Source organism: Mucilaginibacter antarcticus (assembly GCF_042686155.1).
Lineage (GTDB): Bacteria > Bacteroidota > Bacteroidia > Sphingobacteriales > Sphingobacteriaceae > Mucilaginibacter > Mucilaginibacter antarcticus.
In genome coordinates, this window is record NZ_JBHUON010000020.1 from 38,049 (window position 1) to 58,865 (window position 20,817).

Genomic DNA, 20,817 nt, shown 5'->3' on the forward strand with positions numbered 1-20,817 from the left:
ACGCGACTAAAAACTATTGACTTACTTAAAAATACTAATGACAATTGACTTATGACCAATGAATAACATCCAACTTTACATAAATGACCAATTGGTTGACCTGAGCGATGACGCGCCCATAGCGTTGACGTTTCAGATCAACAACCTGGCCGAGGTGCGTAACCAGCAGGGTAATACATCTAACCAATTTAAACTGCCGCTTACGCAAAACAACAGGCGCATTTTAGGTTTCCCGGACGATGTGGCTTTTTGTACCCAAGCGCCTTACTCAAAATATCCGGCGAAACTGGTACAGGATGGTTTGGAAGTTATCCCCTATGGTGTTGCCGAATTAAACAGCGTGGATAATAGCAGTGCGAATATTACCATACTATCCGGCAATGTTGATTTTTTTGATGCTATTGAAGGTAGCCTGTACGAAATGGGCGACAGCAAGAGCGTATGGTACAGCCCCTTGTGGAAAAATTATGACCACGAGTGGAGCCTTAACAATGTTGTACTATCGCGAACCAAAACCGAAGGCTGGATTTATCCGGTGATTGATTATGGCAACCTTACAGACGATAAATCAAAGCCCATAAATATAAAACACCTTCGCCCGGGCTTTTTTTTAAAATCGGCCATTGATTTGCTGGTTAAAAAAACTGGATATCAGGCAAAGGGATCATTACTATCAGACCCGCTGTACGCAAAGCTGATAGTACAGTTTAGCAACAGCAGTTTTGAGCATGGCACAGATTACCAAAACCAGGTGGATAACAGCGGTGCAAGTCTTGAAAGATCGCCCGTTACTATCGCCTATTCACAGGGGTATTTTAATTGGGATAAGGCAGCAGCCGACCCTTCTAAGCAAATGGCGCCGGCAAAGGACGTATTTAAATCTACCCAACCTAATAACGTAAAAATAGTGGTAAACATTCCTCATCTTTATTTGAGGGGCAGGGTGTCACCGTCTGACAAAAGCAGCAAAGTAATATTCAAAATCATCTATCGCTCGCCCAATTACCCGGCAGTTGCCGATGAGCCGCTTGAGTCGTATGTTTTTTCGTTTGGAAATTACGGCGAGTATAGAGCAAATGATCCAACGTCTGATCCAAAGGGTTGGCGCAGGCTTAATGGCAGTAGCGGGGGCAGCATCTATGCCGAACTTGACATTTATAAAGCCACCATATCAGTGGAGAAAGAGCTACCTAAAGACGGCGGCATTTATCTGGCTTATACCTGGGAGGGACTAAATGCGCCGCCCGCGTACGCGCGTATTGTTGAGGGGATGACCATGGCCATTACCAGCCAGCAGCAGCAAGTGCAGCCGGGCCAAATGGTACAATGCGAACGTATCTTTCCGGATATATCGCAAAAAGATTTGCTTAAAGATACGCTGCAACGCTTTGGCATTATTTGCCAAACAGACAACGCAGGTCGCACTATCTCATTCAACTCATTTCAAGACATTGTCGGCAATATCCCCGTAGCTAAAAACTGGACAGCAAAATGTATTGATCAGGGCAAAACGATAAGCTTCGAGTTAGGCGGATATGCACAGGTAAATAATTTAAAATATAAAGAGGACGACGCTATTTTACCTAAAGGCTTTGCGGACACAGCTATCAAAGTTACCGACGCTACCCTTCCCGCAGCTGCCGACTTGATTGAGAGCCAGTTTGCCCCTACATTAAACCGCCCCTACCTGGGGAATACTGTCGCGCAGATAAAAATGATAGACTCTGAAAGCGACAGCGATGATTTCAGTATAAACGTTTCACCAAGGATACTGGTAGACCATAAACTTGACTTACCGGCAGACAAACCCCTAAAATTTACAGATGGCAATGGCATAACCATAACCGTTAATGATAAAATAAGCGCGCCCTACTTCTATAAACCAAACGGTGAGTATAGTCTTTGCTTCGGTGACATGCCGGCAACAGTAACGGGCACACTGCTGCCGGGCCTGAAAACCAAATATTACGCCGAGCTTGAAAAGATATTACAGCAAACAAAAAAGGTAGTGCGCTATTTCTTGCTTACCCCACGTGACATACTGGAGCTTGATTTGACCATACCAGTCTACCTTGAGCAAGACAGCGCCAATTACTACATCAATAAAATTGATGCCTGGCGCAAGGGGCAGCCGGTAAAGGTGGAATTGGTGAAATTGGGGTAAAATTTAGTAACCAACCTTTTTTAGAAACTGATAATCCTTTGATCCGCTCTTACTGATATCATTGAGTAAAAGATCTAATTTCCAGGGGCCATATGTGTCATAAAAGGATGAAAAATCTATCTTGCCCTGGTCGTTTACATGTGTGATAGCGCCAGAGACTATAACAACATCACCTTTACTAAGTGTTTTGATCACCTCAAGTTGTTTCTTTAAAACGTCGCCCTTAGGCGACTTTGCCAAGGTGTAAGTAAAGTCAACCCTGTTGTCTATTGATAAGCTGTCAACCGATGCTTCAACTTTTATTGGAGATGTAAGCACCAGGTTATAAACCGGACCCGCCAAACCGAGTACAGACGAAAAACTGTTCATTGACAAATCATTATCATTAATTTCGGTGACGATCATTTCCCAACCGGTTATATTTTTAAGGCTGTCTGCGGCGTATTTATTAAACGCTTCTACATGCATATCTCTCTTAATTGCATCTGATGTTTCTTGCAATTCAGAGTCGGCTTTGACTTTGTTAAGGAAATGAACCTGGGTTGTTGGGCGTGCGTCTTTTTCAGGCTCAGGGGTAGTGTCTTTAAATAAGGTCGAATCTGCAGCCGTGCTTTCTTGCTTGATTTGATTTTGACAGGCGCTTATAACTGTAGTCAAAAAGACTAATAAAAAGCAATAATTTTTTTTCATGATCATTATCAATTACTTACAGAATGAATCAATTTCGCCTTGAGCATTTGGATTTCTTAAGTCTTTAGCATTATGAAAATCTTCGCAAGCGCTATTTTTATCACCTAAGTCAAGATGTGTTAAACCCCGGTTACTGTACAAATACTTAAGCAATTCTTTGTCAGAAGTAAATTTGATGGCCTTATCATAGTCCGCCAATGCATCTTTATATTTTTTTTGCCCAGATTTGATCTCCGCCCTGTCAGAGAAGGCTTTGCTTAATTTTGCATCAATTGAAATCGCTTTTTGCAATACCGCCAAAGCCCCGTTGATATCTCCCCGAGTTTTCTTAATTCGGGCCAGGTATATATAAACGTTGGTATTTTCAGGTTCAATTTCGCTAGCTTTCTTGCAATCCTGCAGAAAACCCTGGTAGTCGCCTAACTCATTTTTTATGTTAGCTCTATTCATGTAAGCATCTACATAATTGGGGTTAATTTCTATAGCCTTATTAAAATCGGCAAACGCGTTTTTATAATTGGCAATACGCTGGGCAGAGTCGGTACTTTCATACATTTTTTTGATACCGGCATCAAAATATACTTTTGAGCCATCGTCTTTACAAGCAACTACAAAGATTGCTATCACAAAAATAAAAAGGAGTTTCTTCATAATAGATAAGGTTTAAAAACAAATTTGCTAATATTTTTGGCAAATTCAAATACTTTTTAGAAATTTGTATGCCAATCGGCATTAAATTCATTTGATACTTATTAATTAGTCCCAGATACTCGGCACCTCTTCCTCTACATCCGAATCTCCATAATAAAAGATAGTATAACGCACAGAGGAAGTCGACTCGGTAGCTGCAATAGTCAGAATATTCTCTCTTGGAATCTGGTTTTTATTTACAAACACAAGCATTTTTGTTGCACTGTAAAAGTATTCAGTTTTTAAAACATTCATAGTATTAAGATTAGATTAAGCAGGTAAATTAAAATAAATGGAAAACAAACATGATAAAATTTCTATTGAGGTAGAAATCGTAGCCGCGGAAAAGCTAAAAAATTATAAAAATTTAGCAAGATCTATTCTTAAAAGTGCTAAGGCGAAGGCAGCTTGACATGTTCACCGAGCAAACCTCAAATTAAATCTCATGTACAACTTGCGGCATAATAAAAAATTATATAGATTTACTAATCAAATTAGCAATCTAAACTTATGAACAAAAAAAATATTCTTATTGCTGCAACTGCCGTTATAATAACTTTGTTAATTTTAGTTTTTGCGACAGACTTGAGCAACTACATTTCCTATTATACCTCTGACATGGAGCGCTTTGATGCCGGAGATAAACTTAACTTAAAAGAGGAGTTTTTGAGTAAAGATTACAGTATTTCAACGTATCGCACTGTAAGGCCTTTAACAATGGATGAATATGAAATTACGCATTATATGTTCACAAAAGAAGAGGCTGATGAAAAATATAAAAAGATCGTCTTTCACGACGATTTTTTCCTGGTCAACAGTTTCCAGGATATTGACAGGGTAAAAATAAAAAAGCTAAAATCTTCCTATATAGGAATTTATAAAAATGTGCAATTGCTAAAATGTCAAGATCCATCTACCCGTAATATTTTCAAACACTTTGTTTACGAAATCAATCTAAACAAAGCGATTATTAGCAACCAGGATAGTATTGCTGTTATGCCGAAAAATTACACTTGGGCAGACGAAAAACTTTACATAGACCCTTCGCAGGTAAGTAAACAATAATATATTGCATAAACAAAAGAATTGAAATCAAGATTTTTATATGCCAAACGGCATATAAACAATAATATTACTTCTCCACTCATTTATGATGATTGATTTTGCAGATGGCATACTTTAATTAGCAATTAGCCGGCAATTTTAGCCAGCGCTAAAGCAAAAGCTGCATTAAATATGATAACCGAACAAACCTTTTACTTTTTTATTTTTTTTTGTTGCTTGATAAAATAGTTAGTCAATCATAATTAACCCCAAAAACCCTTAGATTCTTTCTCTTTTACATCCTGGTCGCTATAAAAAAACAACACGAAGCCACCGAAGCCGCCTCTTGCCGGGGTAGAAATTGCGAAAATGTCCTCCCTCGTTATGCCGCTTTCAATGACAAAGGCTGTTAATGATTGGTCATCTAAAAAAGATTTTGATTTTAAGATTTTCATACTTCTAACAATAATTTCAATTAACTAATTTATAAACATTAAATATATGGGCAACAAAGATAAAATTTCTATAAATGTAGAAATTAACGCTGCCGGGCAGCAACAGCTAAATCAATATAAAACCGCATTTGATGGATTAAGAACATCAATAAGTAATTTAGCAATCCCGATAAGCAAATTAGACGGCGACATAAAAAAACTTTCAGATTCAATAAGTCAAAACAAGGCTCAAAGCGAGTCTATGACAGACTCCGTTATTAAGTTTGGTGACACACTTGGCGCTTTACAAGTAATCCATAAAGCGGTACTTAAAGGCATGGACTTACTGAAAATTAGTGGGGCTGCTTTACAGGCATCCTTAACCGGTGGCTTATCTGTCATTATTGCTTTTTTACCCGAAATTATAAATTGGGTGAAAGAGTTTTCAAAAGGCGAGACTACCTTGTCTGCTTTTAATAAAAGGTTACAAGACACAAAGATTGTAGTAGATGCAGTCAATCAGGTAAGGTTACAGGGAACTAAAAGCGCTCAACAGGAACTTGTACACTTGGAGTTACTTTATAATGCTACCAGGAATAAAAACATAAGCGATATAGAGCGCAAAAAGATCCTGGAAGAATTGAAAGCACAGTATCCCGGATACTTTGAAAAAATGACCACCGAGACAATGATGAATGGTCAGGCAGCTCAAAGCTACAACGAGCTCACAAAATCAATTATAGCTAATTCTAGAGCCCGCGCCGCAGAAAACGTTATGGTTAAAAATCAGGAACGCGCAATTGGTAACAGCACTAATATAACTAAACTTAAAGCTGAACTTGTTGAATATAATAAGCAATTAGCCGAAGCTCAAGCGGCTGCTGAAACAGTTAAAAACAGCTATTATAACGGAGTAAGTTCTGCAAGTTATAAAACCCAACAATTGGCTAATAAAGCCGGCGATTTTGAAAAACAACGTGATGCCACACAAAAACTGATTAATAATTTATATACCGACTCGACACTTTTAAACCGTCAAAATGACGCGCTTGCAAAAAATGTGGCAGAAGACACCCAAAAATACGGAGCAAAAATATTAAACGTTAACCCGGTTATCAGCTACAAAGTGGATTCAGGCGATGGATCTGGGGGCAGAAAAAACAAGCCGCCCAAAGAAGACAGAACCATCACCCATGACTCGCCTTTTGAAGAGGTAAAACCGGATACTTCGTCTATTGCCAAATCAATGGATGCTGAAAGACAAAAATCTATCGAAGCGCAAAACAACCAGATCCTTAATCACAAAATTACTACCCAAAGAGCAATAGACGCCGTTGATATTGAGTCGGCCGAAAAACGCGCCAAAGCAGAAGATGAGCTGACCAAATCAAAAATACATGCCGGCGATAGGTTTATTGATGCAGCGTTAAAAAACAGCAAGAAAGATTCGGCCATTTTTAAGACGGCTTTTTTAGCCAAAAAAGCTACTTCAATTGCTGATACCATCATCAATACCAAACAAGCGGTGATGGAGTCGCTTAAAGCTTATGCCGGTATTCCCTTTATCGGCCAGGCATTGGGTATAGCACAAGCTGTATTTATGGGCGTACAAGGCGCCTCATCTATCGCCGAAATAGCCAAACAGAAACCGGGCTTTGCAGGCGGCGGGCGGTTTGTGTCTGACGGTAAAGGCTCGCTCCTATCCGGCTACAGCCGTACTGATGATACGAATGCCTACCTGCGATCGGGCGAGGCCGTGGTGGTGTCAGAAGCCATGCGAAATCCCTGGGCGCGTAACCTGGTGAGTGCTATCAACGTGGCACATGGCGGTCGGGATTTCTCTATGGCCAACCCCGGACGGGGTTATGCCATAGGTGGTATATTTACCGATGGCGGCAACTCAAACCGCTATTACAATCAACCAGTGAACGATCAAAAGGAACTGGCAAATACTATTGCCTACCAGATGATCAACAACTTCCCGCCGGTATTTGTTGATGTTAAAGATATTAACAGTCAGCAAAGTATTTTGGCGCAGACGGTTAATAGGGTGAATTTATAGCCTCCCAACCCCCTAATGGGGGCGTAAATAATCCCAACCATTCTATAATTTTTCTATAACCATTAAACAGCACCCCTTTAAGGGACGGAGGTAACCATATGAACATTAAAACTGCAAACGCCTTGTTTGACGAAGGCATATTTTCTGAACTGTATAAAGCGGGCTTTATAACTACTAAAGTGTTTGTTTACCGCGAGATCTATTTATGGGTACAGGCCCAGGTAAAGGCGCGTGGCATAAGCAAAAATCAGGCAGTGTTAGAGGCCGAAGTAAAGTTTGATAAAGATGAACGAACCATTTGGCGTGCGTTAAATAGTTTTACAGCTACTGACAAAACAGTGTCACCAATGGAAGCAAATAATTTTGCGACCTTTGATATATGCCAATCAGCATAATTAACATTATAGGTAATATAGGTCACCATAACCCCAGTTAATAGTACCGATATTTGTATAACAGGTGAGTCATTCCGAGGATAGGGTAGTAATCGCGAATTAAACATCGCATCCTTTTATTCTTGCGATTGCTTCGTTCCTCGCAATGACAAACAAGAGCTTACTGACAAAACACTGTCACCATCAATCAAAATTAAAGTACCGACATTTGTATTGTTCGCCTGATAATCATCAGCAACATGGACCTGACTGCTTAACCTACGGTCAAAAATTCTCAAATCTCACGTCTAAAATCTCACATCTCAAAAATGAAAATTTATCTATACGATACGGATACCGACTGCATAGGCTCGGGCACATTATCATCATCTTACCTGAAATCGCAGCTTGAAACGGCGGCCGGCCAGGATGTAGACGTTCACATTAGCTCGGTAGGTGGCAGCGCGTTTGACGCCATTGCCATTTATGATTTACTTAAAAAGTATCCCGGCAATGTAACTACCTATATCGACGCGCTGGCCGCCTCGGCTGCCTCAATTGTGGCCATGGGTGGCAAAAAAATTGTCATGAGCAAATATGCATTACTGATGATACATAAACCCATGGTTGGCAGCGGCGGCAATGCCGACGAATTGCTAAAAGATGTTCAAATGTTAAATGTAGTACAAGCCCGTTTGGCACAGATCTACATGGATAAAACCGGACTAGACGGCGTTACCGTTAACAGCTTAATTAATGCCGTTACCTGGCTATCAGCAGATCAGGCGCTTGACCTCGGTTTTATTGACGAGGTGGAAGATTATGCTACCGATATTATTAACAGCACGATCATTAAAAACTATGTCAACGCCGCCCCTGCGGTTTATCAGCGATGCATTAACAAAATCTTAAATAAAAACAGCAATATGAACATCGGAAACAAAGAACTTATTGAAAAAACCACCTCGGTATTGGATAAGATCATGAACTTCTTTAAGAAGGTAGTTAACAAACAAACCATTACCGACAAAGGTACGCTGCACCATGCCGGCGAATTAGAAGAAGGCGCCGAGGTGTACCAGGACGAAGACATGACTGCCCCCGCCCCCGCCGACAGCTACACCACATCGGCCGGAAAGAAAATTAGTGTAAAGAATGGTTTGGTTGATACGCTGGAGCATGTTGATGACGAAGAGGACCCCGAGTTAGCCGACGAAGCGCCATCAAAACCATTTAAAACAGCAAAGCCCGGCGACATACAAAACAAGGTGCTAGCCATTAAAGCAAAATTACACGCTCAAAATCAGTTACTTACCGAAGCCAGAGCCGCGCTTGAAGAAGCAGGGAATCGCCTTAAAAAAACACGGGAAGAAGTACATAACGAAATAAAATCAGACTTTACTCCCGAAGGTTCAAAACGCAGCAATAAGGCTAAAACAGAAACCTCGCCCTTTTTTGCCCCGCAAACTACATTGGCTCAAAACGCGGTTAAACGCGCGGTAGCGCCCTAAGCTCCGTCAGTTTACGCAGGAACAATATTTTTATCTAAACCCTATCAAACTCATCCCTATAAAGTAAACCAATTAACCAAACGCTCCCCCTTTAGGGGGCCGGGGGCAAACCTTTTCTATGGCTCAATTTACATTTACAAACAACACTTATGCCGGCGAAGCGCTGGCAGGATTTATGGCCAGCACGCTTTTAGAGGCCGACTCGGTAAAGCGTGGCTTGCTCACTGTAATTAACGACGTAAAATCGCGCAAGGTAATTCTTGATGTTGATGACGATGTTGTGTTTCAAAACCCATCAGGCATATTTGCCGACCAGGGCACTACCACCACACAAACCGAAAGCTACCTTGACCCAGTAGTTTACGAGTTTATGAAACAAGAACAATGGGACAAACTTGCGCAAAGCTGGGAAGCCCAAAGCCTTAAACCAGGCGCGTTTATGGATTATGAAGGCACGGTAGACTTATCAGACTTTATGGTACAGCGCTACTTAACCAAAATACAAATAGCTAACGAGCGTTTGTACTGGCTGGGCAAAGGCGCCACCAAAGAGGCCACTTTTACAGCTGATTTTAACGGTTTGTTGCCAACAATCTCGGCAGCATCGGGCGTTTACAAGGTGGGTTTGGGCAAACCGGCTACATCAATGGCTGCAACGGCTATCAACGCGAGCGGCGTCGTTACTGTTTCAAGCACCGTTACCCTCACTGACGGCGATGTGGTTACCATTACCGCAGTAACCGGCAGCAGCAAAGATACCACCAACGGCGGCTCGGGTATAGATGTACAAGGGCAATCATACTTTGTACAAGTATTAAGCGCAACAACCTTTAAATTGGTGCGCAACTACAACGAGATCAATACCCGCAAACCTGCCACTTTTAGCGGTTCATCATCGGCAGCTACTGTAAGCTATATCAACGCCAGCAACGTGCTTGATGTATTAACAGGTGTTTACGCACAACTTGACCCGGCAGATAGAAGCCAGGAAGATTTTAACCTGCAGATCCCTTTCCACGTAGGTTATGCCTACGCACAAGCCCAGGCCAACAAAGCGGTTAACGTTTTGAATGCCTTTACCGATAGCAAAAAAATGGATTATTTAGGTGTGCCACTACAGTTAATGAACCATTGGCAAGCCAACACCATCCTTGGTGCACGCTCATCAAACCTTTTTTTAGGGGTCGATCTTTTAGGCGATACATCAGAACTATCAACCGTTTACATGAAGCCGTACACCAACGACAACGTTGTACGCATGAAAGCGCGTATGAAAGCCGCCGTAAACTTCAAATTTGCTAACGAGCTGTTTTATCTGTCAGCTTAAGCCCCTCCCCACCCTCCCCGGGAGGGTGGGCTATTAAAAATAATTTTATCACATGCCAACCAAAGTCTCCCCTACCAGGGAGATGAAACGAGGGCTTAACTACCACATATGTCAATTTACAATAAAATAAACGCGGGCTTTAGCCTGGGTGCCGATGCTCCTATCACATCGGGCATTGAGGATGTTGTTTACATCTTTAACGAGAACGATATCACCCTCACCTACAACCCTACAAACCCATTGCTCGTTACCGGTCTTACAGCTGTTTCTGCAGCCAAAGTCTACAAGTTTGAGGGTACCAACAACAGTTTCAATGCCATATCAAAACTGTCTAAAACACAAGTCGGTCCACGCTATACCGAGGAGATTGATTTTAATATTGCCGGCTTGTCAACCGATGTCAAAGCCCAGTTAATGGCGATGGGTTACGGTCGTGTTCGTGCGGTGGTCATCAACAACTACAAAACCGGCGATTCGGCTATTGAATTATTTGGCGCTGTTAATGGCTTGATACTAACTGAGGCAGAGCGTAACGCTGCTGATGAAGGTATTGAAGGGGGTTACAAATTAAAACTAACCAATCCTGATAAGCTGAAAGAACCGTATCCACCGCGAGCCGTATCTATCGCGCCGGAGTCGGGAACTGCTACCTATGCCAGTACATTGGCCGCGCTTGAAGATTTGGTAGTTTAACCATTAGTCCTTTGGTCATTAGCCGTACCCATTACGGTTAATGACCACCACCTACACCAATTTAATTAACCAAATGACTAATGACCAAATGACTAAAATATATATTTTAAAACCAGGCAGGCACCAGTTTGCCCCCGGCGAGCCCGCCATGCACCATAACGATAACCTTACCGATAAAGAGGCCCGCTGGTATCTGAAAGCTTATCTGCATATCAAAAACCTATTTACCAGCTCGCCAGCGATCAAACGAGCGCTTAAAAAACAATCTGTGCAACCATCCAAAATCAGTGAAACCCAAAGCTAATGAAGACTTACCTACCACAAATTGAACGCCGCGTAATTGTAAGGCCAAACCAAACTTTCGGAATATTAAACTTTGATCTGGATAATGCCTATCCGCAGCGCATGTTAGAGCTGGTAGCCCAATCGCCCACGGCTAAAGATTGCTGGAACAAGCGCGCAAGGTTTATAGCAGGTAATGGGTTTGAGCAAAAAGATCTGGGTAAGCAAATCATCAACGCAAAAGGCTTAACACTTGCCAGGTTGTTAAAGGCCGCTGCTACCGATAAAGCTTTGTTTACCGGTTTTGGGATTCATGTTAACTATAATGCTAATTACAAAATAGCATCGGTTAACTATGTAAAGTTTGAGGATATCCGCATGGGCGATACTGATAGTGCAGAAACCGCAGGCAAGTTTGGCCTGTACAGCGACTGGGGCCGTAAGACCTGGAAAAATATAATGCGCAACAAGATAACTTTTGTCGACGCGTATAACCCCGATCCGGCAGAGATAAAAAAGCAAGTAGACTGCGCCGGCGGCTGGCAAAACTATAAGGGCCAGCTGTATTATTTTAATCCGGAGGTTGACGATTATCCGCTAATAGAAGCTGACAGTGTTTGGGAAGATTTTGAAACCGAAGCCGGTATAAAAACATTCAACAACCGCGAGGTTACCACGGGCTTTTTACCCTCGACGATGCTGTTTATGCAGTCGCGCCGCGAAGAGACAGATAACAGTGCCGACAGTGAGCAGGGTTTTAGCAATCAGCCGTCTCAATTAGAGAAAGACCTGGGTGCATTTCAAGGAGCTAAGAGCGCGCAAAAGATCATTGTGATTGAATATGAGGATGAAACACAGAAACCTGAATTTCAGCCTTACGCTATACAGAATAACGACAAGCTTTTTGAAAGTACCGAGCGTTCTGTCGAAGCAAGAATTATCAAAGGCTTTTCGGTTCCGAAAGAACTTATAAACGCTGAAAAATCATCGGGCCTAAGCAACGGCGGCGAAAAGAAACAAGCCATACGCGAGTTTAATGACAATACCGCCGCCGACAGGCTTGAGCTAACTGAAGCATTTGCTGAGATATTCGGTAATTTTTATGTCGATATCAACCCGTCTGCAAACTGGAGCCTTATCCCAGTACCGGCTACAGTTGCTGATGACAACGCCGGATTCACAGCCGGATCAAGCATTAATCAATTGTTATTGTCTGAGCTGCCTGCTAGTAACAAAATAGCCATACTTACCCACGCCTATGGCTTTAAGCGCCAGGAAGCTGAGGAAATGGTATCTGCTGAAATTTTAAACTAAACACTTTATGAATCCGATTTTAATAGACCAACAAACATTTCAGCGGTACGAGGATATATCGGCCAACATTAAACCTGAACGCCTTAAAGTATTCATCAATAAAGCGCAGGACCTTGACCTAAAACCGTTTTTAGGTTACGCCCTTTATTACGACTTTATTAAAAATTTTAATGAAGACGGCACCATAAAAACCGATGCGCCACAACACTACAAATATTTGCTAAACGGCAGCGAGTATCTGGATAAAGACGGGCACATTGTTTTGTACGAAGGCTTGTTACCTACCCTGCTTTACTTTGCCTTCGCCAGGTTTATTGAGGCTGACGCAATACGATACACCTCAAGCGGGCCGCTCACCAAACGCCATGATAATAGCGATGCTGTTTCGCCACAATACCTCACAAAACTGGTGCAGCAACAACGCAGCGTAGCCAATGCACACGCCAACGAGGTTGAGCGATTTTTATGGGACCACCGGATAGATTTTCCGTTATGGCGGTTCAGCAGCAAAAACAAAACCGCCCGCCAATCGGGCCCGCGGATCCGCGCGGTTGATAAGAGCAATTTTAACCACCCGGCTGGGCTCAATCAACCCAATTATTTACCAATCACAGAACGCTAAATGTCAGACAAAAAAATAAGCGAATTAACAGCCGCCACCAGCATCAATCCAACTGATGTTTCTGTGTTGATTAGTAGCGGCACCAACTATAAGTTTGCCTTTTCAACTCTTTTGCAATTTTTAGGTGCAAACTTAACTGTAGGCGCAAATGTCAGCTTTGGCACTACGCTACCCCAAAACACCGCAGGTAAAAGCGGCGACGTGTTTATCAACACAGGCACAGGCTCTTTCGCTCAAAAACTATCAGGCGGGTGGACAGTGGTTTACACGCTACCAAGTACGAGTTCGCAAACCGACAGCACAGTACTTTACGGATTGGGCCAGCCAGGAACATCAATTGGCAATAACCATGACACCTATATTGATACCGGCAGCGGTGTGTTTTATAAAAAAGAAACCGGTGTTTGGAACACCGTATTCTCCATGCAAACCGGTCCGCAGGGGCCGCGCGGTTTAGCAGGCACAAATGGCACAAACGGAACTGATGGTTTCAGCGTGTTAAACGGTACTGTAAACCCATCTAACACTGCTACGGGGCTAAACGGCGATTTTTACATCAACACCGGGAACTATACTTTTTTTGGCCCAAAAACCGCAGGGGTTTGGGGCGATGGCGTATCATTGATACCTCCGGGAATTAATGCCGGTGGTACTACCGGGCAGCTATTGGAAAAAGCCAGCAATGCAGATTATGATACAGCGTGGGTAAACCCGTTGGCAATAAATGATACAACGGCATCGGCTACCAAAGTTTATAGCAGCGAAAAAACCACCGACCTATTGTCCCTGAAACAAAATAGCTTAGGTTTTTCACCCGAAAACAGCGCCAATAAAAACACCATTAACGGCTATGCAGGGCTAGACAATTCTGGTAAGGTAGCAGCGGCCCTGCTACCCAGTTACGTTGACGATGTGTTGGAGTTTGCCAGCGTTGGCGCATTACCCGCTACGGGCGAAACCGGTAAGATTTATGTTACCCTGGATGATAATGCGCAATACCGGTGGAGTGGTTCAACCTACATTAAGTTGGTGGCATCGCCGGGGAGCACAGATGATGTGCCCGAAGGAAGTATAAACTTTTATTTTAACAGCAGCCGTGTTTGGAACACTGTTCTTACCGGCGTGAGTTTTTTAACAAACGCTGCTATATCAGCTACAGATGGTATGTTGGTTGCGCTGGGCAAACTACAAGCCCAGTTAAACGGTCTATCAGCCCTATTTCAACCCAAAGAAAACCAGCGCTTAAGTACTACGGATGATGTAACACATAATAACTTAGTACTAAGCGGAACGCTGATTACCGGCTTGGTAGACGCTTATGCGTCGCCGGCCACTAATTATTTAACCTATCACCCGACAACTAAAGCTATTGTCTCTCGTACGGCAGCCGAGGTTGCAAGTGATATAGGCGCTGGTGCCGGTAGCGTCGAAAAAGCTACATTGGCCGAGTTAAATATCGGCACCAACGATGCTAAGTTTGCTACTGCTTTAGGGCTGGAGGAATCAAAATACCTCGGCCAGTCTGGCGCTAAAATTTCTGCTACAGCATCGGGCACTAACACTTATGCGGCCGCTATCAGCCCGGCAATAACTGCTTACGCTAATACACAGCGCTTTTATATCAGGTTCGCCAACGCCAATACAAATGCCAGCTGCACATTGTCGTTAAATGGCTTAGCGTCGCTGCCCTTAGTAAAAGGTATTGATTCATCCTTGGTTGCCGGCGATATTGTTGCTGACAGCATCCACCTGGTTGCTATAGACGGGGATAATGCACGAATACTATCTGTATCTTCATTGCCTACCGTCACATCCGGCGAAAAGGTGCTGACCATTGATCCCAGCGGTCCGCAAAAAAACTATGATCTGCAGGAACTTTCTGTTTCATCAACATCGCTTACCGGGGCAGATTTCAGCTTAGGCATAGCATCAGTAAATGGCTTGATAGGCCAGGTATCTTACGATAGCGATTACCGCTATGACTGTATTGGCATTAACCAATGGCGACGATCTGCATTAAACGGCAACCTGGTTGACCTTTACCTGGCCGACATTGACGACAGCGGCGGCGATAAAACCAGCGGCGATCTGCAAGCCGCTTATCCATCATCGTTACCCGGGCAGCAAGCATGGGGCCTAAATAAGCTCTATATCAAAAAAACCACCACCATCTGGCAAAAAATAGCCATAGCAACCGCATAAAATTATGTCACATTTATTTAAAACAGGAAACAGCATTTTTAAAGTAGGCGATAATATTTATAAGATTAACGATAGGTTGAACGTGGTCGCGCAAAATATGGGAGGATTTGGGGGAGTAATAGAAGGCCTGCGATTTGACCCTATTGCAGCAAACAACAGAGTTGCAATTTCAAGCGGAATTACATGTAGAATTATCAATACGATTACCTTTGAACTTATTAGTACAATAACATTTTCAGGCTCGTGTATTGGCTTTGCTTGGGATAGTCCAAACGATAGGCTTTACGTTACCGCAGGTGGCAAGTTACACATCATAAACACCACTACCTGGATACCTACTGATAGCGGCTTAGTCAGCGGCTCGTATAACGGTGTAGCCCTAGATCCAAATCCGGCAAATGGAAGATTAGTTATTACCGGAGGTAGTAAGCTGCAGTTCTACGACATAGCCACGCAGACGATTACCACGACTATGTTGACCGGCTTTTCCGGTGCCTATGGGTTGGCTTTTGATCCTACAAATATTAACCGTGTTTATGTAGGCAATTACAATAGTAATTATATCTCAATTGTAGACACGGATAACTTCTTAATCGTGGATACAATTTCGGGATTCGGGGCGCCGATAGATATAACTTTTGATTTAAATAGTGCCAATAATAGATATTTAGTTAGCGAATATAGCTTCGGTCAAGTGGCATATGTTGATAGAGGTACCCATGGAATAATCAAACGATTAACAATAACGGATGGACCCGAGGGAATTTCTTGCGATCCTAATATAACATCCAACCGATTTATTGTTGGTAGTGCAACATTCGGTCAATATTTCATAGTTACGGAGGTAATAACATAATTACCTCTTCCTTTAATAACAACTTTCTCATGCCCCTAACTTTAACTCCCTGGCAGCGCCTTATCGCTGCCACACCACCATTTTTTAAACGATTGCAAACCTTCGGTATCGGCTTGGCTGGTCTTGGCACATCGCTGAGCCAGTTGAGTGGCATACCATCCAGGTTAAGTACTGTCCTTATCTCGGTAGGCAGCACGATTACCATCATTTCGCAATTTGCTGTTAAGCAGCTAACACCCAATAATTATGATGACATTAAGTAACCAGGGCGAAGGCCTGATTAAATGTTCCGAGGGTTTGCGGCTAAACGCCTATCGTGATAGCGCGGGCATATGGACCATAGGTTATGGTTCTACCCGCTACCATGACGGCAGGGCCGTAAAACCCGGCGACAAACTGGTCACCCAGCTTCAAGCAGATGCACTGTTTAACAATACGCTTGGCCAATATACCCAAGCTGTAAATGATTTTGTAAAAGTAGCGTTGACACAAACGCAGTTTGACGCGCTTGTGTCAATTACCTACAATATCGGCATTTACGGTTTGCAAAGGTCAACCTTGCTTAAAAAATTAAACACCGGCGATTATCAAGCCGCGGCCGACCAATTTTTAATATGGAACAAAGTTACACATAGCACAACCGGCCAAAAGGTAACCCTTGACGCTTTGGTTAAACGGAGGGCCAAAGAGCGCCGGTTATTTCTATCAAACACTTACAAAACACAATTATGACAGCTATAGAACATCGCGAGCTTAAAGGCATAACCCTTAGAAATCTTATTGTCACCGTAGTCAGTACAGCGAGCATCGTTGTATCGGTAATGACCACTTACTTTCAGCTAAAAAATGATATCCGCGACGTACGTACCACGCAGGAAACGCAGGCACGTATTAACGAAATAAGGCTTAACGTGCTGGAGGGTAATGTGGCACTGCTTAGACAAGAAGTAGACGCACTAATGCACAAAAAAATATCAAAAATATAATCAAATGAGCCTTAAATCAATCCTATCAAAAATCTGGGAAACTATAAAAAATTTATTCGCAGATATCTCACCCGATCTGAAGTCGGCCATTCATCTTGGAGTCGTAATAACAGAAAACATTAAGCTATTTGTCGACTCGCCTGCAGCTGATGTACTGACCATAATCATCCCCGGCACTATTGACGATGGAATAAAAAGCATCTTGCGGGCTAAAATCCCCGCTATATTAACAACTCTTAAACTGGTTGATAACTGCGATGACTTAACTGATCCGAATCAACTGGTTGCCTGCGCTATAACGACGTTGCAAAGCCTTGAAGGCGAGATCAACAGCGCCTACCTTCACACCCTGTCAATACTGATTGCACAAGCAGCTGCCGACGGCGAATTAACATGGAGTGACAGCGTATATCTACTGGAGTGGTATTATCAGCATAAATACAAAGTGTAGTTTGACAGGGAGTGCCCGGAACGAGATTCGAACTCGTACATCCTTACGAATGCCACCCCCTCAAGATGGTGCGTCTACCAATTTCGCCACCCGGGCCTGTTAAAGATTTGAGTGTTGAGAGACAAGCCATGGACATTTTAAATATCCCACGTCTAATATCTCAATTTAAAAAATGGATGTGCCCGAAGAGAGACTCGAACTCTCAAGAGACAATTCTCAACGGCTTCTGAGACCGCAACGTTTACCAATTTCGCCATCCGGGCCTGCAAGCAGGGTGCAAATATAATTTTTCTGACCGAATATAAATATTAAAAATATCTGCTTTAGATAAAATGCTGATAAAAGCTATCTTAGGTAAAATTTATCTGTAAACAGCTTTATCATGCGCAATTTTAAACAGGCAATTTTGTTACTTATAATGTTATGGTCAAACACATTATTGGCTCAACACATTGAGGTACTACAGCAGGGCAATCCAACCAGTATCCGCGGTTTATCGGTTGTCAACAATCAAGTGGCTTGGATAAGCGGTAGTAAGGGAAATATAGCTATAACAACCGATGGTGGCAAATCGTGGAAGTGGCAGCAGATAAAGGGATTTGAAAAATCTGATTTTAGAGATATCGAAGCTTTTTCTGCCAAAGAAGCCATAATTATGAGCTCGGGCACACCGGCGCTGATCATGAAAACTATTGACGGTGGCATTAACTGGAAAGTTAATTACCAAAATGCAGATACCTCTTACTTTTTAGATGCCATGGATTTTGACAGCCCTAAACATGGCTTTGTAATGGGCGACCCAATAAATGGCAAATTTTTGTTGATGGAAACTAAAAATGGTGGCGATACCTGGACCCTCTGTACTGGCCCCGACGCAGTAAAGAATCAGGCAGCTTTTGCGGCCAGTGGCACCTGCTTACGTATTAATGGAATATTTGCCATAGCAACAGGCGGACCGGTTGCCGCACTTTTGACGCAGAAAGATAAACAATGGACAAAGATATCTGTACCAATTACCCACGGGAAAAGTACGCAAGGAGCGTTTTCAATCGCTGTTGGTAAAAATCAACTTATAATAGTTGGGGGCGACTATCAAAAAAATAAAAGGCGGGATTCGACGGCATGTTATTCCTTTGACAAAGGTAAAACGTGGCAATTATCTACGACCTTTCCATCTGGTTATCAATCAGGTGCAGAGTATGTCAAAAAAAATATTTTTTTATCAACAGGCACTGCCGGAAGCAATATTACTACTGACGGCGGCAAAAACTGGGTTAAGATTGAAGATACTAGCTATAACGTTTGCCGCAAAGCAAAGCATGGAAATTTGGTTTTATTGGCTGGCGACAAAGGTAAAATAGGGGTTTTAAAATTTTAGTTAACTGTAAATGAAGTGTTTCTAAAATATTAATAAATAAATCAAAATAACACTTGCACAAAATACTTTATAGCCCTATATTTGCACCACTTTAAACGGAAACGCTAAATGATTCTGTAGCTCAGCTGGTAGAGCATAACACTTTTAATGTTGGGGTCCTGGGTTCGAATCCCAGCGGGATCACAAAGACCACCCAACAGGTCGAACGTTTTGAAGTAAGAGCCTCTTGAAAAAGAGGCTCTTTTTTGTTTAAACGCGGTTTTTAGCTTAGAAATCGACTTTATCCAAATCCATCCCTCCACTTTTCTCAAAAATTTCAATACAAGTTAGTTCAATGTAATTCAAAGTAATCGGTGACCTATTCGGTGACTTATATTTTCTTCCGAAATTAGGTCACCGAATTAATACTGGTGGCTGGTACCAGTTTGATTTTCAGTTTAAAAACGTTGGTTTCATTTTTTAAACAAAAATCCCATGAAAGTAAATGAAGATCTTTCCATTTTATTTTGGCTAAAACGTCAGAAAGCTACAAAAGAAGGTTTAGTGCCGATCTATGTTCGTATAACGGTAAAAGGAGGCCGTACGGAGTTTTCTTCTGGCAAAAAATCCATCCCAATCATTGGGATGAAGAATCCGCAACTGCCACAAGTGGTTGCGCAGATTATAAACTAATCATGCTCGTGATCGTGACCGGCTTCATTTCCTTCATGCTCATGATCGTGTTTCTCCTCTTTATCTTTTGCAGTGGATATATCAATGCTGGGTTGTATTTTTGCGTTTGTAACTGTATGTTGGGTTTGCTTTTTCATAGGTGGACAGAAATCTGTTTCTTACTAATTTATTATAATCAAGAATTTCTTCCGATTATGTACAAGCATTTGTGACCGTTATGGTTTGATAGTTATATACCCATAGATTGGAATGAAAACAACCTATCGTCTCTTTTCCACCAATATGTTTTTAAATACGATTGCCTCGTTATTTCTCGTAATTGGATTGGGGATGATCCTATTGGGGACATCTATGCTTTTACAGTATGGGTTAAATTACTTCACAGTAGAAAATCCGCTTTATTTGCCAGCTTTAATTGTAATCCTCGTTTTTGCTATCTGGATCCTAACTTCATCAGTCTTGCCGCTGATTATAATCAATGCCAATGGCGTTACTGCATATTCCATATTCTGGAAGAGAACTATCACTTGGAAAGACCTACAGACTGCGAGATTAGTTAAAGTTAAAAACTACTATCGCCCTAATGGTTCCGCAGTTAACTTTGAAGATACTAAAATTCCGGAAAGGAAAAGCATTGCGGTGCTAAATAAAGGTACGCGGGTAACAACTTTCATCGTCCTTTCCGGTCAGAGCTGGCAAAAGCCCCGAAATATGTTGATACTAAGTGGCCTGTACACCCATCAGATGATCGCTGGGGAGAATGCCATAGTATTTGAATATGATGCCAATAGCTGGAAAACAATCAAAAATAAGCGCGATGGTAACTTGAAAGACAGTTACAGATAAACAATAATAATTAGCTTCATCTTTTAAAGATCAAACTTTTAAAAGTGCTTTTTTTGGCCTTAAACAGTAAGGGAGCGCAAAAGATAAAGAATCCCAGCACTAAAAGGAGTCTCGGGGTACGCAACTGACTTCATCTTGATCAATAGCTGCCTGTACGGTAACCGGCTTTTCCATCGTTGTTTAGGTTTATTAATTTCCACCTACGATATGCAATTATTT

The 20,817-nt window shown here is 42.2% G+C and carries 24 protein-coding genes and 3 tRNA genes; 20 read left to right on the top strand and 7 right to left on the bottom strand.

Annotation, left to right across the window (positions count from 1 at the left end; all coding sequences use genetic code 11):
• Positions 1–58 precede the first annotated feature (58 nt).
• Complete coding sequence (locus ACFSYC_RS15150; RefSeq protein ID WP_377129328.1) at positions 59–2,164, top strand: hypothetical protein; 2,106 nt, start codon at positions 59–61, stop codon at positions 2,162–2,164.
• Between the two features lie 3 nt (positions 2,165–2,167).
• On the opposite strand, the gene ACFSYC_RS15155 is transcribed toward ACFSYC_RS15150, so the two are convergent.
• The 3 genes from ACFSYC_RS15155 to ACFSYC_RS15165 all read right to left on the bottom strand — a co-directional run bounded on the left by ACFSYC_RS15155 (position 2,168) and on the right by ACFSYC_RS15165 (position 3,799).
• Positions 2,168–2,854 carry a hypothetical protein gene (locus ACFSYC_RS15155; RefSeq protein WP_377129330.1) on the bottom strand — a complete coding sequence of 229 codons (687 nt, stop codon included), beginning with the start codon at positions 2,852–2,854 and terminating at the stop codon, positions 2,168–2,170.
• Positions 2,855–2,866: 12 nt separating this feature from the next.
• Entirely contained in the window at positions 2,867–3,505 is a 639-nt protein-coding gene (locus tag ACFSYC_RS15160) for a tetratricopeptide repeat protein (RefSeq protein WP_377129332.1), read from the bottom strand.
• A gap of 105 nt (positions 3,506–3,610) precedes the next feature.
• Entirely contained in the window at positions 3,611–3,799 is a 189-nt protein-coding gene (locus ACFSYC_RS15165; protein ID WP_377129333.1) for a hypothetical protein, read from the bottom strand.
• Positions 3,800–4,054: 255 nt separating this feature from the next.
• Between ACFSYC_RS15165 and ACFSYC_RS15170 the strand changes: the two genes are divergently transcribed.
• Positions 4,055–4,609, top strand: coding sequence for a hypothetical protein (locus ACFSYC_RS15170; protein WP_377129335.1), 555 nt, complete (start codon positions 4,055–4,057; stop codon positions 4,607–4,609).
• A gap of 242 nt (positions 4,610–4,851) precedes the next feature.
• Here the strand turns inward: ACFSYC_RS15170 and ACFSYC_RS15175 are convergent, their stop codons facing one another.
• Positions 4,852–5,043, bottom strand: coding sequence for a hypothetical protein (locus tag ACFSYC_RS15175; RefSeq protein ID WP_377129336.1), 192 nt, complete (start codon positions 5,041–5,043; stop codon positions 4,852–4,854).
• A gap of 46 nt (positions 5,044–5,089) precedes the next feature.
• Between ACFSYC_RS15175 and ACFSYC_RS15180 the strand changes: the two genes are divergently transcribed.
• The 14 genes from ACFSYC_RS15180 to ACFSYC_RS15245 all read left to right on the top strand — a co-directional run bounded on the left by ACFSYC_RS15180 (position 5,090) and on the right by ACFSYC_RS15245 (position 17,702).
• Complete coding sequence (locus tag ACFSYC_RS15180) at positions 5,090–7,084, top strand: hypothetical protein (RefSeq protein WP_377129338.1); 1,995 nt, start codon at positions 5,090–5,092, stop codon at positions 7,082–7,084.
• Between the two features lie 98 nt (positions 7,085–7,182).
• Positions 7,183–7,479, top strand: a complete 297-nt coding sequence (locus ACFSYC_RS15185; protein WP_377129339.1) for a hypothetical protein — start codon at positions 7,183–7,185, stop codon at positions 7,477–7,479.
• A 308-nt stretch (positions 7,480–7,787) separates the two neighbouring features.
• Entirely contained in the window at positions 7,788–8,969 is a 1,182-nt protein-coding gene (locus ACFSYC_RS15190) for a head maturation protease, ClpP-related (RefSeq protein ID WP_377129341.1), read from the top strand.
• A gap of 118 nt (positions 8,970–9,087) precedes the next feature.
• Positions 9,088–10,296: a hypothetical protein gene (locus ACFSYC_RS15195; RefSeq protein WP_377129344.1), complete on the top strand. Its 1,209-nt coding sequence runs from the start codon at positions 9,088–9,090 to the stop codon at positions 10,294–10,296.
• Positions 10,297–10,404: 108 nt separating this feature from the next.
• Positions 10,405–10,989: a hypothetical protein gene (locus tag ACFSYC_RS15200; RefSeq protein ID WP_377129346.1), complete on the top strand. Its 585-nt coding sequence runs from the start codon at positions 10,405–10,407 to the stop codon at positions 10,987–10,989.
• Between the two features lie 40 nt (positions 10,990–11,029).
• Complete coding sequence (locus tag ACFSYC_RS15205; RefSeq protein ID WP_377129348.1) at positions 11,030–11,293, top strand: hypothetical protein; 264 nt, start codon at positions 11,030–11,032, stop codon at positions 11,291–11,293.
• Positions 11,293–12,585, top strand: a complete 1,293-nt coding sequence (locus ACFSYC_RS15210; RefSeq protein ID WP_377129349.1) for a hypothetical protein — start codon at positions 11,293–11,295, stop codon at positions 12,583–12,585. The genes ACFSYC_RS15205 and ACFSYC_RS15210 overlap by 1 nt, the downstream gene beginning before the upstream one ends.
• A gap of 7 nt (positions 12,586–12,592) precedes the next feature.
• The gene (locus ACFSYC_RS15215) at positions 12,593–13,207 is read left to right on the top strand and encodes a DUF6712 family protein (RefSeq protein WP_377129351.1); all 615 of its coding nucleotides are present in this window, start codon (positions 12,593–12,595) and stop codon (positions 13,205–13,207) included.
• Positions 13,208–15,409 (top strand): hypothetical protein, encoded by a 2,202-nt coding sequence (locus ACFSYC_RS15220; protein WP_377129353.1) that lies wholly within the window; start codon positions 13,208–13,210, stop codon positions 15,407–15,409.
• Positions 15,410–15,413: 4 nt separating this feature from the next.
• Positions 15,414–16,265 carry a YncE family protein gene (locus ACFSYC_RS15225; RefSeq protein WP_377129354.1) on the top strand — a complete coding sequence of 284 codons (852 nt, stop codon included), beginning with the start codon at positions 15,414–15,416 and terminating at the stop codon, positions 16,263–16,265.
• Positions 16,266–16,294: 29 nt separating this feature from the next.
• Positions 16,295–16,528 (top strand): hypothetical protein, encoded by a 234-nt coding sequence (locus ACFSYC_RS15230; protein WP_377129356.1) that lies wholly within the window; start codon positions 16,295–16,297, stop codon positions 16,526–16,528.
• Positions 16,512–16,997, top strand: a complete 486-nt coding sequence (locus ACFSYC_RS15235; protein ID WP_377129358.1) for a lysozyme — start codon at positions 16,512–16,514, stop codon at positions 16,995–16,997. Before ACFSYC_RS15230 ends, ACFSYC_RS15235 begins: the two co-directional genes overlap by 17 nt.
• Positions 16,994–17,251, top strand: a complete 258-nt coding sequence (locus ACFSYC_RS15240; RefSeq protein ID WP_377129360.1) for a hypothetical protein — start codon at positions 16,994–16,996, stop codon at positions 17,249–17,251. Before ACFSYC_RS15235 ends, ACFSYC_RS15240 begins: the two co-directional genes overlap by 4 nt.
• A 4-nt stretch (positions 17,252–17,255) precedes the next feature.
• A complete protein-coding gene (locus ACFSYC_RS15245; RefSeq protein ID WP_377129362.1) occupies positions 17,256–17,702 on the top strand; it encodes a hypothetical protein in 447 nt (148 codons plus the stop codon).
• A gap of 12 nt (positions 17,703–17,714) precedes the next feature.
• On the opposite strand, the gene ACFSYC_RS15250 is transcribed toward ACFSYC_RS15245, so the two are convergent.
• Both ACFSYC_RS15250 and ACFSYC_RS15255 read right to left on the bottom strand, forming a co-directional pair.
• Positions 17,715–17,798: transfer RNA gene (locus tag ACFSYC_RS15250), tRNA-Leu, on the bottom strand.
• Positions 17,799–17,881: 83 nt separating this feature from the next.
• A tRNA-Leu gene (locus tag ACFSYC_RS15255) sits at positions 17,882–17,965 on the bottom strand.
• Positions 17,966–18,084: 119 nt separating this feature from the next.
• On the opposite strand from ACFSYC_RS15255, the gene ACFSYC_RS15260 reads away from it, so the two are divergent.
• The 3 genes from ACFSYC_RS15260 (at position 18,085) to ACFSYC_RS15270 (ending at position 19,752) form a co-directional block, all read left to right on the top strand.
• The gene (locus ACFSYC_RS15260) at positions 18,085–19,080 is read left to right on the top strand and encodes a YCF48-related protein (protein ID WP_377129364.1); all 996 of its coding nucleotides are present in this window, start codon (positions 18,085–18,087) and stop codon (positions 19,078–19,080) included.
• Between the two features lie 110 nt (positions 19,081–19,190).
• Positions 19,191–19,263 (top strand) — tRNA-Lys (locus ACFSYC_RS15265).
• 291 nt (positions 19,264–19,554) lie between these two features.
• Complete coding sequence (locus tag ACFSYC_RS15270) at positions 19,555–19,752, top strand: Arm DNA-binding domain-containing protein (protein WP_377129366.1); 198 nt, start codon at positions 19,555–19,557, stop codon at positions 19,750–19,752.
• Here ACFSYC_RS15270 and ACFSYC_RS15275 read toward each other — a convergent pair.
• Positions 19,749–19,889: a hypothetical protein gene (locus tag ACFSYC_RS15275; protein WP_377129368.1), complete on the bottom strand. Its 141-nt coding sequence runs from the start codon at positions 19,887–19,889 to the stop codon at positions 19,749–19,751. The two genes, ACFSYC_RS15270 and ACFSYC_RS15275, sit on opposite strands and share 4 nt — an antisense overlap.
• Before the next feature lie 112 nt (positions 19,890–20,001).
• Between ACFSYC_RS15275 and ACFSYC_RS15280 the strand changes: the two genes are divergently transcribed.
• Positions 20,002–20,598 carry a hypothetical protein gene (locus ACFSYC_RS15280; protein ID WP_377129369.1) on the top strand — a complete coding sequence of 199 codons (597 nt, stop codon included), beginning with the start codon at positions 20,002–20,004 and terminating at the stop codon, positions 20,596–20,598.
• Positions 20,599–20,817 lie beyond the last annotated feature (219 nt).

Coding starts and splice junctions, on each gene's coding strand:
- ACFSYC_RS15150 (WP_377129328.1), top strand. CDS start 59: ATGAATAACATCCAACTTTACATAAATGACCAATTGGTTGACCTGAGC.
- ACFSYC_RS15155 (WP_377129330.1), bottom strand. CDS start 2,854: ATGAAAAAAAATTATTGCTTTTTATTAGTCTTTTTGACTACAGTTATA.
- ACFSYC_RS15160 (WP_377129332.1), bottom strand. CDS start 3,505: ATGAAGAAACTCCTTTTTATTTTTGTGATAGCAATCTTTGTAGTTGCT.
- ACFSYC_RS15165 (WP_377129333.1), bottom strand. CDS start 3,799: ATGAATGTTTTAAAAACTGAATACTTTTACAGTGCAACAAAAATGCTT.
- ACFSYC_RS15170 (WP_377129335.1), top strand. CDS start 4,055: ATGAACAAAAAAAATATTCTTATTGCTGCAACTGCCGTTATAATAACT.
- ACFSYC_RS15175 (WP_377129336.1), bottom strand. CDS start 5,043: ATGAAAATCTTAAAATCAAAATCTTTTTTAGATGACCAATCATTAACA.
- ACFSYC_RS15180 (WP_377129338.1), top strand. CDS start 5,090: ATGGGCAACAAAGATAAAATTTCTATAAATGTAGAAATTAACGCTGCC.
- ACFSYC_RS15185 (WP_377129339.1), top strand. CDS start 7,183: ATGAACATTAAAACTGCAAACGCCTTGTTTGACGAAGGCATATTTTCT.
- ACFSYC_RS15190 (WP_377129341.1), top strand. CDS start 7,788: ATGAAAATTTATCTATACGATACGGATACCGACTGCATAGGCTCGGGC.
- ACFSYC_RS15195 (WP_377129344.1), top strand. CDS start 9,088: ATGGCTCAATTTACATTTACAAACAACACTTATGCCGGCGAAGCGCTG.
- ACFSYC_RS15200 (WP_377129346.1), top strand. CDS start 10,405: ATGTCAATTTACAATAAAATAAACGCGGGCTTTAGCCTGGGTGCCGAT.
- ACFSYC_RS15205 (WP_377129348.1), top strand. CDS start 11,030: ATGACCACCACCTACACCAATTTAATTAACCAAATGACTAATGACCAA.
- ACFSYC_RS15210 (WP_377129349.1), top strand. CDS start 11,293: ATGAAGACTTACCTACCACAAATTGAACGCCGCGTAATTGTAAGGCCA.
- ACFSYC_RS15215 (WP_377129351.1), top strand. CDS start 12,593: ATGAATCCGATTTTAATAGACCAACAAACATTTCAGCGGTACGAGGAT.
- ACFSYC_RS15220 (WP_377129353.1), top strand. CDS start 13,208: ATGTCAGACAAAAAAATAAGCGAATTAACAGCCGCCACCAGCATCAAT.
- ACFSYC_RS15225 (WP_377129354.1), top strand. CDS start 15,414: ATGTCACATTTATTTAAAACAGGAAACAGCATTTTTAAAGTAGGCGAT.
- ACFSYC_RS15230 (WP_377129356.1), top strand. CDS start 16,295: ATGCCCCTAACTTTAACTCCCTGGCAGCGCCTTATCGCTGCCACACCA.
- ACFSYC_RS15235 (WP_377129358.1), top strand. CDS start 16,512: ATGATGACATTAAGTAACCAGGGCGAAGGCCTGATTAAATGTTCCGAG.
- ACFSYC_RS15240 (WP_377129360.1), top strand. CDS start 16,994: ATGACAGCTATAGAACATCGCGAGCTTAAAGGCATAACCCTTAGAAAT.
- ACFSYC_RS15245 (WP_377129362.1), top strand. CDS start 17,256: ATGAGCCTTAAATCAATCCTATCAAAAATCTGGGAAACTATAAAAAAT.
- ACFSYC_RS15260 (WP_377129364.1), top strand. CDS start 18,085: ATGCGCAATTTTAAACAGGCAATTTTGTTACTTATAATGTTATGGTCA.
- ACFSYC_RS15270 (WP_377129366.1), top strand. CDS start 19,555: ATGAAAGTAAATGAAGATCTTTCCATTTTATTTTGGCTAAAACGTCAG.
- ACFSYC_RS15275 (WP_377129368.1), bottom strand. CDS start 19,889: ATGAAAAAGCAAACCCAACATACAGTTACAAACGCAAAAATACAACCC.
- ACFSYC_RS15280 (WP_377129369.1), top strand. CDS start 20,002: ATGAAAACAACCTATCGTCTCTTTTCCACCAATATGTTTTTAAATACG.